General features: G+C 64.1%; 14 protein-coding genes and 4 pseudogenes. 12 read left to right on the plus strand and 6 right to left on the minus strand.

The genetic code is table 11. The annotated features are described in order from the left end of the window. Nucleotides 1-133: 133 nt before the first annotated feature. Nucleotides 134-1,528, minus strand: coding sequence for a glycine--tRNA ligase (locus tag CWT10_RS08975; protein WP_103062575.1), 1,395 nt, complete (start codon nt 1,526-1,528; stop codon nt 134-136). 133 nt (nt 1,529-1,661) lie between these two features. Here CWT10_RS08975 and CWT10_RS08980 point away from each other — a divergent pair, with 133 nt between their 5' ends. From CWT10_RS08980 to CWT10_RS17385, 7 genes and pseudogenes are all read left to right on the plus strand, one after another. Next, a complete protein-coding gene (locus CWT10_RS08980; RefSeq protein WP_332881182.1) occupies nt 1,662-2,660 on the plus strand; it encodes a metal ABC transporter substrate-binding protein in 999 nt (332 codons plus the stop codon). Nucleotides 2,661-2,746: 86 nt separating this feature from the next. Beyond that, nucleotides 2,747-3,556, plus strand: coding sequence for a metal ABC transporter ATP-binding protein (locus tag CWT10_RS08985; RefSeq protein ID WP_416171701.1), 810 nt, complete (start codon nt 2,747-2,749; stop codon nt 3,554-3,556). After that, the gene (locus tag CWT10_RS08990) at nt 3,556-4,473 is read left to right on the plus strand and encodes a metal ABC transporter permease (protein WP_103062577.1); all 918 of its coding nucleotides are present in this window, start codon (nt 3,556-3,558) and stop codon (nt 4,471-4,473) included. Before CWT10_RS08985 ends, CWT10_RS08990 begins: the two co-directional genes overlap by 1 nt. Beyond that, nucleotides 4,470-4,889, plus strand: coding sequence for a Fur family transcriptional regulator (locus CWT10_RS08995; RefSeq protein WP_103062578.1), 420 nt, complete (start codon nt 4,470-4,472; stop codon nt 4,887-4,889). The genes CWT10_RS08990 and CWT10_RS08995 overlap by 4 nt, the downstream gene beginning before the upstream one ends. Nucleotides 4,890-6,168: 1,279 nt before the next feature. Then, nucleotides 6,169-7,003: pseudogene (locus CWT10_RS09000) on the plus strand (IS5 family transposase). 109 nt (nt 7,004-7,112) lie between these two features. Then, nucleotides 7,113-7,316, plus strand: a pseudogene (locus CWT10_RS17960) (DDE-type integrase/transposase/recombinase); the annotation flags it as partial. A 264-nt stretch (nt 7,317-7,580) separates the two neighbouring features. After that, nucleotides 7,581-7,802, plus strand: a complete 222-nt coding sequence (locus tag CWT10_RS17385; protein WP_233188072.1) for a hypothetical protein — start codon at nt 7,581-7,583, stop codon at nt 7,800-7,802. 33 nt (nt 7,803-7,835) lie between these two features. Here the strand turns inward: CWT10_RS17385 and CWT10_RS17390 are convergent. The 4 genes and pseudogenes from CWT10_RS17390 to CWT10_RS17970 all read right to left on the minus strand — a co-directional run. Further along, nucleotides 7,836-8,556 (minus strand): annotated as a pseudogene (locus tag CWT10_RS17390) (IS3 family transposase); the annotation flags it as partial. 75 nt (nt 8,557-8,631) lie between these two features. Then, nucleotides 8,632-8,800, minus strand: a pseudogene (locus CWT10_RS17965) (helix-turn-helix domain-containing protein); the annotation flags it as partial. A 328-nt stretch (nt 8,801-9,128) separates the two neighbouring features. Continuing rightward, nucleotides 9,129-9,341: a lichenicidin A2 family type 2 lantibiotic gene (locus tag CWT10_RS09025; RefSeq protein WP_103061646.1), complete on the minus strand. Its 213-nt coding sequence runs from the start codon at nt 9,339-9,341 to the stop codon at nt 9,129-9,131. Between the two features lie 16 nt (nt 9,342-9,357). After that, the gene (locus CWT10_RS17970) at nt 9,358-9,576 is read right to left on the minus strand and encodes a lichenicidin A2 family type 2 lantibiotic (RefSeq protein WP_103061647.1); all 219 of its coding nucleotides are present in this window, start codon (nt 9,574-9,576) and stop codon (nt 9,358-9,360) included. Between the two features lie 602 nt (nt 9,577-10,178). Between CWT10_RS17970 and CWT10_RS17395 the strand changes: the two genes are divergently transcribed. The 5 genes from CWT10_RS17395 (at nt 10,179) to CWT10_RS09055 (ending at nt 14,361) form a co-directional block, all read left to right on the plus strand. Further along, a complete protein-coding gene (locus tag CWT10_RS17395; protein ID WP_128683166.1) occupies nt 10,179-10,526 on the plus strand; it encodes a hypothetical protein in 348 nt (115 codons plus the stop codon). Further along, the gene (locus tag CWT10_RS09040; RefSeq protein ID WP_128683167.1) at nt 10,526-11,614 is read left to right on the plus strand and encodes an integrase core domain-containing protein; all 1,089 of its coding nucleotides are present in this window, start codon (nt 10,526-10,528) and stop codon (nt 11,612-11,614) included. The genes CWT10_RS17395 and CWT10_RS09040 overlap by 1 nt, the downstream gene beginning before the upstream one ends. Before the next feature lie 1,050 nt (nt 11,615-12,664). Next, nucleotides 12,665-12,802, plus strand: coding sequence for a transposase (locus CWT10_RS17975; protein WP_425320992.1), 138 nt, complete (start codon nt 12,665-12,667; stop codon nt 12,800-12,802). A 14-nt stretch (nt 12,803-12,816) separates the two neighbouring features. After that, nucleotides 12,817-14,175: an IS256 family transposase gene (locus CWT10_RS09050; protein ID WP_128683380.1), complete on the plus strand. Its 1,359-nt coding sequence runs from the start codon at nt 12,817-12,819 to the stop codon at nt 14,173-14,175. A gap of 24 nt (nt 14,176-14,199) precedes the next feature. Beyond that, nucleotides 14,200-14,361 carry a transposase gene (locus CWT10_RS09055; protein WP_103062873.1) on the plus strand — a complete coding sequence of 54 codons (162 nt, stop codon included), beginning with the start codon at nt 14,200-14,202 and terminating at the stop codon, nt 14,359-14,361. A 543-nt stretch (nt 14,362-14,904) separates the two neighbouring features. On the opposite strand, the gene CWT10_RS09065 is transcribed toward CWT10_RS09055, so the two are convergent. Further along, nucleotides 14,905-16,116 (minus strand): MFS transporter, encoded by a 1,212-nt coding sequence (locus tag CWT10_RS09065; protein ID WP_103062872.1) that lies wholly within the window; start codon nt 16,114-16,116, stop codon nt 14,905-14,907. Nucleotides 16,117-16,125: the final 9 nt, after the last annotated feature.

A 16,125-nucleotide genomic window follows, 5' to 3' on the forward strand; every position in this document is an offset into this window, starting at 1 on the left:
CGCAGGCAACACCGATCGCTACTGGCGACCGTGGCCCCGCCACATGTCGATTTACGACCTTGGGGGACGTTTCACGACCACACCAGGGTCGTAAACCGCAACCCAAGGTCGTAAACCGCGCCGTGCTCGCCGCTCAGCAGCCGATCAGGCGCTCGGCCAGGTAGCGCTCCACGCCCTCAAGCGGGATGCGCTCCTGGGCCATGGTGTCGCGCTCGCGCACGGTCACCGCACCATCTTCGGGCGACTCAAAGTCGTATGTGATGCACAAGGGGGTGCCGACCTCGTCCTGCCGGCGGTAACGACGGCCGACGGCGCCGGCGTCGTCGTACTCGACGTTCCAGTTTCGGCGCAGGCGGGCGGCGAGCTCGCGGGCAGGCCCGGTCAGCTCCTCCTTGCGGCTCAGCGGCAGCACCGCGGCCTTGACCGGCGCCAGGCGCGGGTCAAGGCGCAGCAGCACGCGCTTGTCGACGCCGCCCTTGGTGTTGGGTGCCTCATCCTCGGTGTAGGCCTCCACCAGGAAGGCCATCAGGGAACGCGTCAACCCGGCCGAGGGCTCGATCACATATGGGGTCCAGCGCTCATTCTTGGCCTGGTCGAAGTAGGACAAGTCCTTGCCGGAGTGATCGGCGTGGGTGGACAGGTCGAAGTCGGTGCGGTTGGCGATGCCCTCAAGCTCGCCCCATTCCCCGCCGGCGAAGCCGAAACGGTACTCCAGGTCGACGGTGCGCTTGGAGTAGTGGGAGAGCTTCTCCTGGGGGTGCTCATACAGGCGCAGGTTGTCCTCGCTGATACCCAGGTCGGTGTACCAGGCTTTGCGGTAGTCGATCCAGTACTGGTGCCACTCCTCGTCGGTGCCGGGCTCAACAAAGAACTCCAGTTCCATCTGCTCGAACTCGCGAGTGCGGAAGATGAAGTTGCCGGGCGTGATCTCGTTGCGGAAGGACTTGCCGACCTGCCCAATGCCGAAGGGCGGCCGCTTACGCGCTGCGCTCATCACGTTGGTGAAGTTGATGAAGATGCCCTGGGCGGTCTCGGGGCGCAAGTAGTGTAGGCCGGCCTCGTCGTCGACGGGACCGAGGAAGGTCTTGAGCAGACCGGAGAATGCCTTGGGCTCGGTGAAGGCGCCGCGAGTGCCGCAGTTGGGGCACACGAGCTGGTCCGGGGTGACGGTGTCGGGGTTGTCGATACCGTGCTTGGCGGCGTAGGCCTCCTGGAGTTCGTCCTCACGCAGCCGCTTATGGCAGGAGGTGCACTCGATCAGCGGGTCGGTGAAGGCGGCCACGTGACCCGAGGCCACCCAGGTCTCGCGCGGCAGGATGACCGAGGAGTCCAGGCCGACGACGTCGTCGCGGGAGCGGACCATGTACTGCCACCACTGGCGCTTGATGTTCTCCTTCAGCTCCACACCCAGCGGCCCGTAATCCCAGGCCGAGCGGGTGCCGCCGTAAATCTCGCCGCAGGGAAAGACGAAGCCGCGCCGCTTGGCAAGGTTGATGACACGGTCGAGCGTAGAGGGAGTTGCTGCCACTGTGTTTCTCCGTAGGTCCTGATGCTGATGCCGTCTACAGTCCGCACGCGATCGGTGGGACGAACGGGTGTCAGTCTACGGGTCTTGGCTACCTGATTTGACTACCCGTAACAACAAGATGAGAATGGTTCCCATGACGGTTCTTACTCGCTCCCGCCGAACGCTCGTCGCCTCCGCTGCCGTATTCGGACTCGCCTGCCTACCACTGGCGGCCTGCAACACCAATTCCGGCGGCAACACCGCCGACGGCGCATCGCTATCCGTTGCCGCTTCCTTCTACCCGATCCAATACCTGGCGCAAACAATCGGCGGTGAGCACGCAAACGTGACCTCAGTCACGCCCACTAATGTGGAGCCGCACGATTACGAGCTATCCCCCAAGGACGTCACCGGCCTGTCCGAAACCGACCTGGTGGCCTACGTTTCAGGCTTCCAGCCGTCTCTGGACGACGCCCTGAGCGAGCTCTCCGGACCCACCGTCCTGGACCTGGCCGATGCGGTCGACCTGAAAGCTGCCGACGACGGCGACCACGATCACCATGACGCCGACCACGATCACCACGACGCCGACGACGCCGATGATCACGCCGAAGAGCATGGCGCCCATGACCACAACCACGCGACCGACCCGCATTTCTGGCTTGATCCGGTGCGCATGCAGGATGCCGCCGAGGTCATCGCCGCCTCCATGTCACAGATGGATCCCGACCACGCAGCCGACTATGAGGCGAATCTCGCCTCCCTGACCGAGACCTTGGAGGACCTGGACTCGGAGTACACCAAGGGACTGGCCAAGTGCGAGCGGAACACTATCGTCTCCTCGCACGCCGCCTTCGGTTACCTGGCAGACCGCTACGGACTCAGCCAGGCGTCGGTGTCGGGCATCGACCCCGAGTCCGAACCCAGCCCCGCAGACCTCGCCAAGGTCAAGAAGATCGTCCAGGAGACCAATACGACGACGATCTTTACGGAGGATCTGGTTTCCTCCGAAACGGCCGAGGCGCTGGCCGATGAGACCGGCGCCACCACCGCCGTGCTCAATCCGCTGGAGTCCGCCCCCGCCTCCGGCGACTACGCTGAGGCCATGTCCACCAACCTGCAGGAGCTGCGCAACGCGTTGTCCTGCGAGTGATCACGGTTCCCATCATCAGTGGAAGGCATTCATTGACCCCGGTTTCGACACCCGCCTCAGCACACCCTCCTGTTCCGCCTATCGAGATCATCAATACTTGCGTCGTACTCGGCTCGAATCTGGTTCTTGATGGTGTGGGCTTGACCGTCACCCAGGGCGAGTCGGTTGCGCTGCTGGGTGCTAACGGATCGGGCAAGTCGACCCTGGTCAAGACGATCCTGGGTTTGACCCCCGTCCACTCAGGCGCGGTGCGCCTGTTCGGCAACGATGTTGAGCGCCGGCGACTCGTCCCGTGGGAACGGGTCGGCTATGTGCCTCAACGCGTGGGGGCGTCGTCGGGTGTTCCGGCCACCGCGCTGGAGGTGGTGCGCTCCGGGTTGCTGTCCCCCGGGCGCCCCTTCGCCGACCGCGGCGGGGCCGCCCGACGCCGGGCATTGGATGCGCTGGCGGCCGTGGGTCTGGTCGACCGGGCTCAGGACCATGTGCAGATCCTGTCCGGCGGCCAGTCCCAGCGCGTACTGATCGCGCGGGCACTGGTGCGCTCTCCCGAACTGCTGCTGTTGGATGAGCCTCTGGCCGGCATCGACCGGGCCTCCCGCGAGTCCCTGGCCATAACCCTGGCCGAGTTGCGCCGCCAGGGGCTCACACTGCTCACAGTGCTGCATGAGATGGGCGAATTGGCCGACGTCGTTGAACGGGCGGTGGTGCTGTCCGAGGGACGAGTGGTCTTCGACGGCCCGAAGAATGCGCTCGCTCATGATCACGCTCGCCACGACGAGCTCGGCCACGACAGCCTGGATGACTGCGAACATGAGCATGTTCACGGCAGCAGCGAACCGACCGCCCACCACGCGCCGGTGCTGACCACCTCCGTGCGCCAGGCAGGAGGCCTCTAATGAACGATTTCATATCCGCCCTTGGCCAGATGTTGGACAGTCCGCTCATGCAGCGGGCCTGTGTGGTCGCTGTGCTGGTGGGGCTGTCGGCTCCGGTGGTGGGCACCTACCTGGTGCAACGAGGGCTGGCCCTTTTGGGAGACGGTATCGGCCACATTGCCCTTACCGGCGTGGCGCTCGGCTGGATCGCCGGCGCAGCTGCGAACGTCACCCCCCACGATGCCTGGGCTATACCCGGGGCCATCATTGCCTCCGTACTCGGGGCGGTTCTGATCGAGATCATCCGCGCCCGGGGCCGAACCCGCGGAGACGTGGCCCTGGCTATCTTGTTCTATGGGGGCATTGCGGGCGGGGTGATTCTGATCAAGCTGGCCGGGGGGACGACGACGAACCTCACCAGCTATCTGTTCGGTTCGATTGCTACCGTGTCGGCCTCCGACACCTGGTTCACAGTAGTCTTGGCCGCCATCGTGCTAGCGGTGGGGATCGGTATGCGCGGCCCTCTGTTCGCCCTGTGCCATGACGAGGAGTTCGCCCGTTCAATGGGGCTGCCCACCGGAGCGCTGAATGTTACCGTGGCCGTGGTGGCGGCGCTGACCGTGTCGGTGTCCATGCGCGTGGTCGGGGCGCTGCTGGTGTCGGCGGTGATGATCGTGCCGGTGGCAATCGCCCAACTCGTCTGCTACTCCTTCGGACGTACCATGCACCTGGCGATGGCCATCGGCGTGGTCGCCTGCCTGACCGGGCTGACGATCACCTACTTCCTCGCCGCCTCGCCGGGCGCCATGATAGTGGTGCTTCTGGTGGGGACCTATGCGACAGTCGCGCTGCTCGGCGGCCTGGTGCGGACGGTCCGTTCCAGACGCGGACGCCGTCCGCGAGTCAGCAGCCAAAGCGAGCAGGAGGTGCACGCATGAGCAATACAGCCGGGGCCGGTTCCGCGCGGCATCGTTCCACCTGGCAGCGGGCCGCGGTGGCAGACATGCTGTCGCGCACGGACGAGTTCCGCTCGGCGCAGCAGATTCACGCCGCCCTGCAGGCGCAGGGCACCAAGGTGGGGCTGGCGACCGTTTATCGAAACCTGACCGCCATGGCCGAGGCCGGTCAGGTGGATCAGATCCGTAGTGCCGACGGCGAGGTCCTGTACCGGGAGTGCGAGCGCCCCGGGCACCACCATCACATCGTCTGCCGCTCCTGCGGGCGCACCGTGGAAGTGGCCGGCGGCGAGCTGGAGGAGTGGATCCGCCGAGTCTCCGCCGAGCAGGGGTACACGGATGTGGAACACACGGTTGAGTTCTTCGGCCTGTGCCCCGCCTGCTCCCGAGTTCGGTAGCAATAACCGCCGAGTTCGGTCGAAGTGGCGCCGGTGGTAGCTGGCTAGGGTTGGTTGGTGGCGGAAACCTCACCGACGTCCTCGGCGTTGTCGGTGTCGGTGTCTTCTGCTTATGGTGGGGTGTAGGCCTCCTCGGGCTCAGGGGCTCGGCAATGTGGGTGTCTGGGTTGGGGGTTGTTAGGGGTTTTCGGAGTGTTGGTGCGGGTGCGGCGCGACCCGTCGGAGACGATAGGTGGCGCTAAATCAGCCTCGTCACGGAAGGTCGCGCCGCTGTGTCATCAGCCCCCACTACGCCCTTGTCACGCCAGCCCCTTGACCCGGGTGTTCGCCACTGTCCCGGACCCGCGGCATCGGCGCGGACCCTGGGTGCGGATGGCACCCCTGGTAGATGATCGGGTAGATCTCCACCCCGGGGGGCGGTTGTGAACTGAACCGGGTTTGATGGAGGCAGTGAATACCCGGAAGGATCACTGTCATGAGTGCTCAGAGGAAGTATCCCGAGGAGTTGCGGGAGCGGGCTACCAGGATGGGGTGTGCAGGGGCCCGTCGGGACCCTGAGAGGTCTAAGGGGGACGGACCTGGGGGATCGTCGAGGAGTTGGGTGCCGAGCCCTGGGGGGGGTTGCGTACCTGGGTGATAGAGGGGCCGAGGTTGACGCGGGCGCCCGGCCGGGGGCCACCAGTCAGGATGCTGAGCGGTTCAGGCGGCTGGAGGCCGACAAGCCGCGAGCCGGGGGCGGGCGAACGCGATCCCAAAGGAATGCGTCAGTTGTTTTTCGCGGCCGACACCAGGCCGCCCGTCCCGCTGATCCGCGAGATGTATCGACTCCCACAGGCAGGAGATGCGGGGCCTGTGCCGGTTCTGCCAGGTGCTTGTCAGCGCCGATGTCAAGATCGCCCCGAGCACCACTTGCGCAGCCAGGACCCGGCTCCCCAGTGCCACAGGGATGCACGATGAGAACCTGAAGGCCGAGAACCGGGCGGGGTCACGAGGACAACTACTGCGCGGGTGGGGGCCCGCAACATGGCATGCGATGCGGGGCCGGCCCGAGGCCTCTGCCCGGCACGGCCTGGGGCATGCGGCGCCTGCTGCACCGCGGGTGCGGTTGATGCGGGCCATGGGCCTGCACGGCCACCGGCCGCGCCAAATCACCGCGTACCACGCGCAGCGCTGCTAAGAGTTCGCGTCAGTAGGTGTGGTGTGGGAGCAGGGTGTGGGCACGAGGTCCCGGTAGGAATGAGTTGTTCGACGATCGTTCCTACACAGACAGGGGGTCCTGGTGCCCGTACTGCCATCTTCGCTCATGGACCCGTTGTGGGTCCAGTTCAGTGCTCTACTGCCCGAGCATGTCGACAACCATCCGCTGGGCTGCCACCGGCCCCGCATCCCGGATCGGGTCGTGTTCGACAAGCTCGTCCAGGTCCTGGTGCTGGGAGCCGCCTATGAAAAGATCGCCGATGCCACTTGCTCGGCGGCCACCATCCGACGCCGACGCGAGGAGTGGATCGCGGCCGGCGTGTTCACCGCCCTGGAGCAGGCCGCCCTGGAGGCCTACGACAAGATCGCAGGCCTGGCCCTGGAGGACCTGTGCGTGGACGGCTGCCTGGTAAAAGCCCCCTGCGGGGGCCAGGCCGCCGGCCCCTCCCCGGTGGACAGGGGCAAGCAGGGCACCAAGCGCTCAGTGATGGTCGAAGGCAACGCAATCCCCATTGGGGTGGTGGCCGCCCCGGCCAACCGTAACGACTCCCCGCTACTGGCCCCCACCCTGGAGTGCCTGAGCCGGTTCGGCTCCGGGCCTGCCCGAGCGCATCACCGTGCACCTTGATGCCGGCTACGACAACCGCAAGACCCGCCAGCTGCTTGAGGTGCTGGGCTGCGAGGGGCAGATCTCCCCTAAGGGCACGCCTCTTCAGGCCGGCAGCCGATGGGTGGTCGAGCGCACCAACTCCTGGCACAACCGCGGCTTCCGTAAACTCCAGGTCTGCACCGAGGTGCGCACCACCGTCATCGACGCGTTCATCGCCCTGGCCAACACCATCATCACCATACGCAACCTCATCCACCGGGCCTGGACCACCCACCACTGGGACCAACGACCCACACGCAAACCATGACCTACTAACGCGAACTCTAAGGGACCAGTGCCCGGCGGACCTGGCGGGCAGGCACTTCAGCGCGTTCAGGCCCAACGAGTTGTGGGCGTGTGGACACTTCCCCCACTACGTGACAGGTAGCCCCACCTACGTACACACCCTGTCCGGCCGGGTGTATGTGGCCTTTGTCACCGACGTGTGCTCGCGTCGGATCGTCGGCTGGCAGACCTCCACCAGCCTGTACACCGACCTTGCGTTGGACGCCCTACGCATGGGGATCTGGCAACGCAGGCGCGAAGGAGCCGACCTTACCGGCCTGATTCATCACTCCGACCGGGGTGCGGCTGTACCGGGCAATACGAGTGCGGGCAGGCCCCCTCCGACTGCGATGCCGTGGCCTCGGTGGGCTCCCGAGGGCGACTCCTACGATAACGCTCTGGCCGAAGCCCTCAACTCCCTGTACAAAGCGGAATTGATCCTTGGGCCGCCACTACCTCGACGACCACGGCCCCTGGCAGGGCATCGACGATGCCCGTGTTCGCTACCGCCCAGTGGGTGCAACTGGTCGGGCAACACCCGGCCTCACTGCGCCACAGGCATGCACGCTCCGATCCAGCACGAGCAGGCCTACACCCCACCACCACCAGACACCACCGACACCGTCACCGACGGCACCACCGCCGACGCCGCCGACACCATCGCCGAGCCCGAGCCCGAGGCAGAGGCCGAGGCAAAGGCCATGGACGTCGGCGAGCAGACCACCCCCAACCAGCCCCAGCCGGCGCCAGATAAAACACCCTCCACAAAACCCGGGGCTTGACATCGACCACCCCACCCGACTTACGCAACACGACCTAAGGCTCCCGCGCTCACGTGCGGCGGCCTGTAGGGCGTCGATCACGAGGGATGTGCGCATGTGGTCGCGTACCGCCCAGCCGACCAGGCGCCGGCTGTAGCAGTCAATGACGGTGGCCAGGTATAGGCTGCCCCCGTCAGCCAGCGGCAGATAGGTGGGGCACCTCCCACGCAGTGGGGGAATGTCGCCCACGTAGTTGCGGTTGGGCGCATCGGCGGCGGTAGTCCCGTTTCAACAGGTCGGGATACTTCGACGCGGCCTAGTCCGGGACGGTGGTACGCACCCGGCGCCGCTTGCGATACCCCACAATGCCGCCGGCCCGCATCAGGCGGGCAACCCGCTTACGGTTGATCCGCCCGTCGGAGCCCTTGTCGATCCCCTCGCCTGGCTCGGCGGTGATCCTGGGAGCGCCCATGGCCCGGTCACCAGCATTGATGGCCCGTATCCGCTCGGTCAGGGCGGCATCGGCCGCCGCCCGCTGCGCCCTGTTGGGAGCACCTGCCTTCCAGGCGTAGTAGGAGGAGCGGGCTACCTCCAGCAACTCACAAAGCCGCTCCCGCCCCATGGGTGGCTGCATGGTCGGCGACGAACTGGAAGCGGCTCACCAGATCGTCTCCCCCGCGAAATACTTGGCCGCCTGCTGCAAGATCTCCCGCTCCCGGGTCAGCTTGGCCCGCTCCGCCCGCAATGCGGCGTTGGCCGCCTCCAGGCGGGCGACCCGCTCCTCCATCGACTCCGCGCCGGCCTGCGCTGGCGTCTGGGTCCCGGTCCTGTCCCCGAGATCGGTCTTGGGCTTGAGCGGGCTGGGGGCCGGAGCACCGTCCGGACCGGTCTTCCGCCCGGTGCCCCACCGGTGCAACCACTCACGCAGCGTGCCCCGGCAGACCCCCAGGTCCTGGGCGATACCACGCACGCATCGCCCCCGGTGTCGTCTCGTACAAGCCCACCGCCTGACGACGCAAGCTCCTGCCGAGTAACCCTTCATAACCACAGTCAGATCATCTCGCTCTCCCCGACCCCGCAGGGCCGGAATCAGCGCGTCCAACAAACGGGGCCAAGGCCCCGGTCGGCAACATCGCTCTGAAGCCCCCTTAGACAGGAACATTATGACCGCTCAAATATTCTATACTGAATACAACAGCTATACGTCCGTAAGACTTGAGCCCCACGTCATCCAGCGTTCTGTTTGGTGTTAGGCCAACGAATCATACCGGTATAGCCTGGCCTATGCTATGGTCTTGTGCTAGAAGATGCTCATAGATCGACCGGCTTCACGGAGACGATGGACGTTCAGTCTCGGCAACGAGACGAAGCCGACGCAACGAAACTACCGACAAAACTGACGATAGCACTGCCAACGAACTTGCTAACGCCGCCACAAACAACGGAAGAGAGCGTCGGAGTTGCCGCAGGCTGAATGTCACCATTCGCGCCTGTCACGAAGTCCATTTCTTCCTGAGATAGACTTTCGAATGACGGTCCGCAATTGTAGTCCTGGGTCATGTAGAGTCATCTCCTTCTAGATGCAGCGTTTCATATATGACACAAGCCCGAAGAGTCCAGATACCGACGCTCCTCCGCAAGTCACAGAACTCGCTGATATTTTCAAGCAGGGCAGTGAACTGGTCGTGACCGATGGCGTGGCTGCCGGCTGCACGTTGCCAGCAGCTCCAATCACGAAGTCCATTTCGGTCTGGCTTAGTGCATCAAAGGACGCACCAACTTTCTCGGTGTTCATTCTTCAACTCCTATTCTCCGAGCGAACTTAGATCCATTGGTGCAGATACGCCAGCAGCCCTAAAAGTGATCCGATTGCGAGCCCGAAGCTGATCCACGAGTTGCTCGTCTTCGGGTGAGGGACGTTTTTTTCAGGCATGTTGACGTCGTCAGGTTCATTTGTCGACAAGGACTGGTTCAGGTCTTCCATTTCGTCTCCGTTGGCGTGGTAGGGAGAGAGGAGAACTCTCCTCCTGGCATCAACTGTGCGCGCCCACGGAGGCCTTGTCAAGGCATCGACGAGACTCATCTCAGGTGCCCGCGAAAGTGGTTCGGTACCGCATCCAGGTACTGCTCGCGAGAGTCGCGGATCGTGGTGGGCATGCGGTGGCGGGTTGACTGGTGGGGGCCAGGGCGGAGATCACCAGGGGTAGTACGCAGGGGCGTATGCCAAGGCGTCCAAGGCAGACAAGGGGAGGATGCTGGATGAGGTGTGCGCGGTGACCGGTCCCGGACCGCCCGGAACCACCAACAAGTGATTTGCTTCAGCGTTCGTGTCCGGTTTTGGGCTGAGGATCAGACCGCATGGGTAGGGTCTTCGTGACACCTTGAGGAGGGTGCGCGATGAGCAGTGATGCTGACACGACGAGGGGTTGGGGGCGTCGGGCCAAGGTGTTCTTGTCGCCTTCGCAGAAGTATGAGATCTACGTAAGGCTGATGCGAGAGGAGGTCACGGTGGGGGCGGCTGCGACCGAGGCCGGAGTGGACCGCTCCACGATCGTGAGGCTGCGGCAGGTCGCCAGGCAAGGCGCCTTGGACGCGTTGTCGGCTTCGCGTCCGGGTTCGTCTGGCAAGTCGGCTCGTGATGTCGAGCTTGAGCAGGCCAGGGCCGAGATCGACCGCTTGACCCGTACGGTGACGGAGCAGGCGGTGAAGTTGGTGGTGCTGGAGAAAAAAGGGGGCTCGGTCTGATGCCCGGTGCCCCGGTCCCCGCCCGGGTGGATGCGCCCGTCAAACAGGGGCTTTTGGAGCTGGTGGACTACGCCACCGGTCAGGGCTGGACCGTGGCTAAGGCCTGTGAGGTCCTGGGACTGGCCGAGCGACGCTACCGGCGCTGGAAACGGCGCCAGAACGGGGTAGGACTGGCCGACGCCCGGCCTGGCGCCGCTGTCAATGCCCTGATGCCGTGCGAGATCGAGGCGATTGTGGACGCCTTCGAGACTTTCGGTGAGAAGGACTTCTCTCACCGTCGCCTGGCTCACCGAGGCTCCTACAACGGGTTGTTCTGGGCGTCGGCCTCCACCGTCCGCAGGGTCCTGAATGACCACGAGCTTCGGTTCAGGCATCCCGCCCGGCCAGCGCGCTCCAAGCGTCGTCCGTTCCCCGACTGGGCGACGTACAAGCCCAACTCGATCTGGATCTACGACTCCACTCACTTCACCGCCTGCGGCATGACTGTGCTGATCATCGAGGATCTGGTCTCACGCAAGTGGATCACCCATGTGGTCTCCAGCGAGGAGACCCACCACCAGGTCCGCCTCGCCTTCGAGCAGGCCCTGGACGCCGAAGGCCTGCTCGAGGCCGCCCTGGAACGAGCCCAGGCCCTGAAGCGCCGGCTAACGCTTGACGGAGACGATGAACTGACCCCGATCCTGTTGGCGGTGTCCGACAACGGCTCCCAGATGATTGCTGCCAACACCCGCAGGTTCATGGCCATGGTCGCCATCGCCCAGCACTTCGGACGGCCGGCGACTCCGACCGACCAGGCCTGGATCGAGTCCCTCAACGGAACACTCAAGGCCGAGTGGCCTCACCTGCTGGCAATCACCGATCCCGCTGTCCTGAGGGCCGAACTCGACTCTGTGCGCACCGAGTACAACAGCCAGCGCTTGCACTCCGGAATCGGCTACGTCACACCCCTGGACGAGCACACCGGGCGCGGGCCGGCCATCCGCAAGGCCCGCCAGGAAGGCCTGAAACGGGCCGCTCAGCAGCGCCTTGCCTACAACCGCAAACAACGAGACAATCAAACCAACCAAGAAGACCACGATGATGTCTGATCCAACCGCCCCAAGCGGACATTAACGCTGAAACAGGTCAACAAGGTAACGGGCGGGGCGGGGCCCCGGCCGCAGTCATCTTCTTGGCCGAGACCCTAGATGATTGATTCCAAGGGGTGAGTGTCGGCGTGGGGGATGGGATGTTGGGTGAGGACCTCGCACGATCGGTGCTGCAAGAACCGTTTCCTCACCAGCTGGAGGCTGAGAAGAAGTGGACACCGACCTGGCGACCCTCGCCACCGCACGGGTGCGTCACCGCCGATGATCTACTCAAAGCGGCTCTTCGCGTTTGAGGGTGTGGTGGTGGGTAGTGGCGGGTGCGCGTGTCGCAGGGGCGGGTGTGGGTCGAGGTCCCCGATGATTGGGGTTTGCTTAACACTACCGATCACAGAGACCTCGACATGGCTGACACTACCTTCACTGCTGCTGATCTTGCTAGTTTCCTGGGCCTGGACGCCCTGGGGCTGGTTGCCACCGGCCAGCGGATCACCCCTTGCGAGGCGCTGGTGGAGTGCCGCCTACGGGTGGCTGAGGAGGATGCGTTGTGTAGACGGTGTGGGGCCCAGGGCGTGGCGGTGGGGACCGTGTCCAGGCGCCTGGCGCACGTGCCGTTGGGCTGGCGTCCCACACACCTGCTGGTCCGGTCGCGGCGGTGGCGCTGCCAGGGATGCGATCGCGTGTGGCGCCAAGACTGTTCTAGGGCCGCGGCCAAGCGGGCTTTGCTGACCCAGGCGGCCAAGGAGTGGGCGATCCGGGCCGTGGGGGTGGAGTTCATGTCCGTGGCGCGCGTAGCAGCGTCGCTGGGGGTGTCCTGGCACACCGCCAATGAGGCCGTCCTTGAGCGGGCCAAGGACCGCTTGATCAATGATCCCGGCCGTCTGGCCGGTGTGGAGGTCCACGGGGTAGACGACTCCCCCGCGCGCTGGCGCTCTCAAGCGAGAGGTGCCCCCATTGCCTGGCGGCATACCCGCAAGGGCGACCGGTACGTGACGGTGATTATTGACCTGACCCCGGTGCGCGACGGGACGGGCCCGTCCCGTCTGCCGGGGCATGGCCCCGGGCCGATCCAAGCAGGTGCTCAAGCAGTGGCTCCAGGACCAGCCCGAGGCCTGGCGCAGCCGGATCGAGGCGGTCTCGATGGATGGGTTCGCGGGAGCGTGTTCAATGGTCTGTGTAAGCCCTGATTGAGAGGACCTACTGTCATGACTGTGACTGACGAGAAGAAGACCGCCCCCTCCGGGACCGTTCCGACTGGTAGTGGTGTGGCCCGGGAGCTAGCCGCCTCTGGTGCGTTGGATGATCTGTTTGAGCAGGTCGAGTCCGGCAAGGTGGAGCTCACCGGTTCTGCCGGTCTGCTGCCGGCGCTGTTGAAGGAGGCGCTGGAGCGGGGCCTGCAGGCGGAGCTGACCGACCACCTGGGCTACGAGAAAGGCGAGCCGGCCAAGGCTGCCCGTGGTAACGCCCGGGGCGGCACCACGACCAAGATGATCGATTCGGAGGTGGGCTCCTTCGAGATCGAGGTCCCCCGGGACCGGGCCGGCTCGTTTACGCCCCGCCTGGTGCGTAAGGGCCAGCGGCGCATGGATGGCCTGGACTCGATGATTGTGAGCCTGTACGCGGGCGGCATGACCGTGCGGGAGATCCGCCACCACCTGGAGACCACCCTGGGTGTGGAGCTGTCGGCCGGGACGATCAGTAAGGTCACCGACGCGGTGTGCGATGCGGTCATGGAGTGGCAGAACCGTCCCCTGGAGGAGTTCTACCCGGTCATCTACCTCGATGCCATCCGCATCAAGGTCCGTGCCGACCACCGCGTGACCACCCGGTCAGCCCACATCGCCGTAGGGGTCGACATGGACGGGATCAAGCACGTGCTGGGTATCTGGGTGCAGGCCGAGGAGGGCGCTTCGTTTTGGGCGCACGTGTGCGCGCAGCTGGCCAACCGCGGTATCAAGGACGTGCTGATCGTGTGCTGCGACGGACTTGTCGGCCTGCCCGAGGCGATCGAGGCGACCTGGCCCGACTCCCTGGTCCAGACCTGCGTGGTGCACCTGATCCGCGCCTCGATGCGGTTCGTGGCCTATGGGGACCGCAAGCAGGTCGCCAAAGCGCTCAAGCCCGTCTACACCGCCCCCAACGAGGAGGCCGCCCTACAGGCCCTGGCCGACTTCTCCGACCAGTGGGGCTCCAAGTATCCCGAGGCGGTGGCGACCTGGGAGAGGGCCTGGGAGCGGTTCACGCCGTTCCTGGCGTTCCCGCCGATGCTGCGCCGGGTCATCTACACAACCAACTCCATCGAGTCCCTGAACTACCAGCTGCGCAAGGTGTCGAAGAACCGGGGACAGTTCCCCTCCGATGAGGCAGCGGTGAAGCTTTTGTGGCTGGCCATCTGCAACATCGAGGACAAGCGCGCCAGAGAACGGGACAAGGAGAAGAACCTACCCGCCAGCAAACGCAAGGCCAAGGGCCGCATGGTCGAAGGACAAGTCACCACCAACTGGAAACAAGCCCTCGCCCAGCTCACCGCCGCCTACCCCGAACGAATCCGCCCCTACCTGTAACAACAACCCGCTTACACAGAAACCTTGACAGGCTCGTTCGCGGGCTTCAAGACCGCCGCCGCCGAGGTCCTACCCGGCGCGACGGAGGTGATGGACCCCTTCCACGTGGTCGCGCTGGCCGGGGACAAGCTGGATGAGTGCCGCAGGCGTACCCAGCGCGAGACCACCGGGCGGCGGGGGGTGTAAGGACGATCCCCTGCACCAAGGCCAGGCGCCTGCTGCGCACCGGGGCGGGGCTGGTGAGCGACAAGGGCTGGGAGCGTCTCGAGCAACTGTTCGCCGACCCCCACAACACACCGGAACAGACCACCTGGGCGGTGTATCAGAAGATTATGTCCGCCTACCGCGCCAAGACCCCCTTCCGAAGGCAAGACCCGGATGGACAAGGTGATGCAGACCCTCACCACCGGCGTGCCTGACGCCCTCGAAGAGCTGAAGTCTTTGAGTAAGACCCTCAACCAGCGGCGCGACGACATCCTGGCCCACTACCGATCACCGCGGCACATCCAACAGACCCACCCAAGCAGTCAACGGCCGCCTGGAACACCTACGCGGCATCGCCCTGGGCTACAGGAATCTAACCAACAACCACCATCCGCAGCCTCATCCACGCCGGCAGCTCCCGCAACCAACTACTACACCCCTAAACACGAAGAGCCGGACAACGGGACGTGGATATATATGTGTGCAGGCAACTCATTTGACATCGATGCCACAAGCTGGTATTTATCAACCAACATCTCTGACCTCCGTGTTGGGGCCTCCGGTCGATACTCGAATACCACGCATCGCTAACAATGCCGCGAGACATCCTAAGATGGCGCATGTGAGCCAAAGGGCCTCGTCGACATCGTTTTCAATACACCATCCGCCGACGCCTGGGCCGACGATGCTTGCGAGGGAAAACGCGGCGGCGGAGTATCCCATCCATCGCCCCCGGCTAGCAGCGTCAGAATGCATCGCAATTAGGGCAGGTGAGGTCGTAGCGACGAAGGCCTCGCCGATCGACCACGTTGCTGTCTGGACAAGGAAGCCTAGAAGATCACACCAAAGCGGAGTCGTGCTAAAACCGATGCCTATGATTACGCATCCGGCTGCAAGCGAATTGCGGGCTCCGCTTGCCTCAATAATCCGATTAACGATTGGCTGTGCTACGATGATAGTCAACCCGTTAGCAGCGGAAATAAATCCCCAGTCGAGGGAGGACATCCCACGCGACACGATTGTCAGAGGCAATGCAGCCCATGCCTGAGTTTGAATGACCCAGCATAAGAGTGCCACGCTGATTATGGTTGCAAGCGTCGGAACATTGGCGCTACCTTTTGGACATACCTTCGGGCGCTTTACAACAGATGTATGCTGTTTCGATCGACCGGATAGCCCAAATACAAGTACAGCCAAGGCGCAGAGGCAGGTGCCAGCGTCGATCATAAACAAAGCAGTGAAGGATCGCATAGCAACTGCGCCTCCGATAACCGACGAGGCAACGAAGCCAAGGTTTCCCGCCCAATACAATATTCCATATGCTTTTGTCGCGGTGTTTTCACTAATGATGTCACCAATGAGCGCGTTAGTCGCAGGTCTTGACATTCCTGCACATACACCGATAAAGAATACGAGGACCAGGACGGCTAGATAGTTATGTATGAACGCAATCAGGCAAGTAAAGGCGGCGCTAAGCGCCAGATTCAAGAATATCACTGGTTTGCGACCGACGCGGTCGGACAAGCCACCTCCCGCAAGGCATGCGATTAGGCATCCTGCCCCGTAACATGACACCGCTGCGCCGATGTTCGCGGAGGCCGTCTCCAAATGCTCAAGATACAGCGGCAAGAATGGCACTAGAAACGTGCCGAGCGCATTCGCAAAAGTAGCGAATGCAATGTAGTATACTTGTTTCGGCAGTTGTTCGACCGCGCTCTTCGTTACAATGTCATTCACTAATGAAAC

Source organism: Actinomyces qiguomingii (assembly GCF_004102025.1).
GTDB classification, from domain to species: Bacteria; Actinomycetota; Actinomycetes; order Actinomycetales; family Actinomycetaceae; genus Actinomyces; species Actinomyces qiguomingii.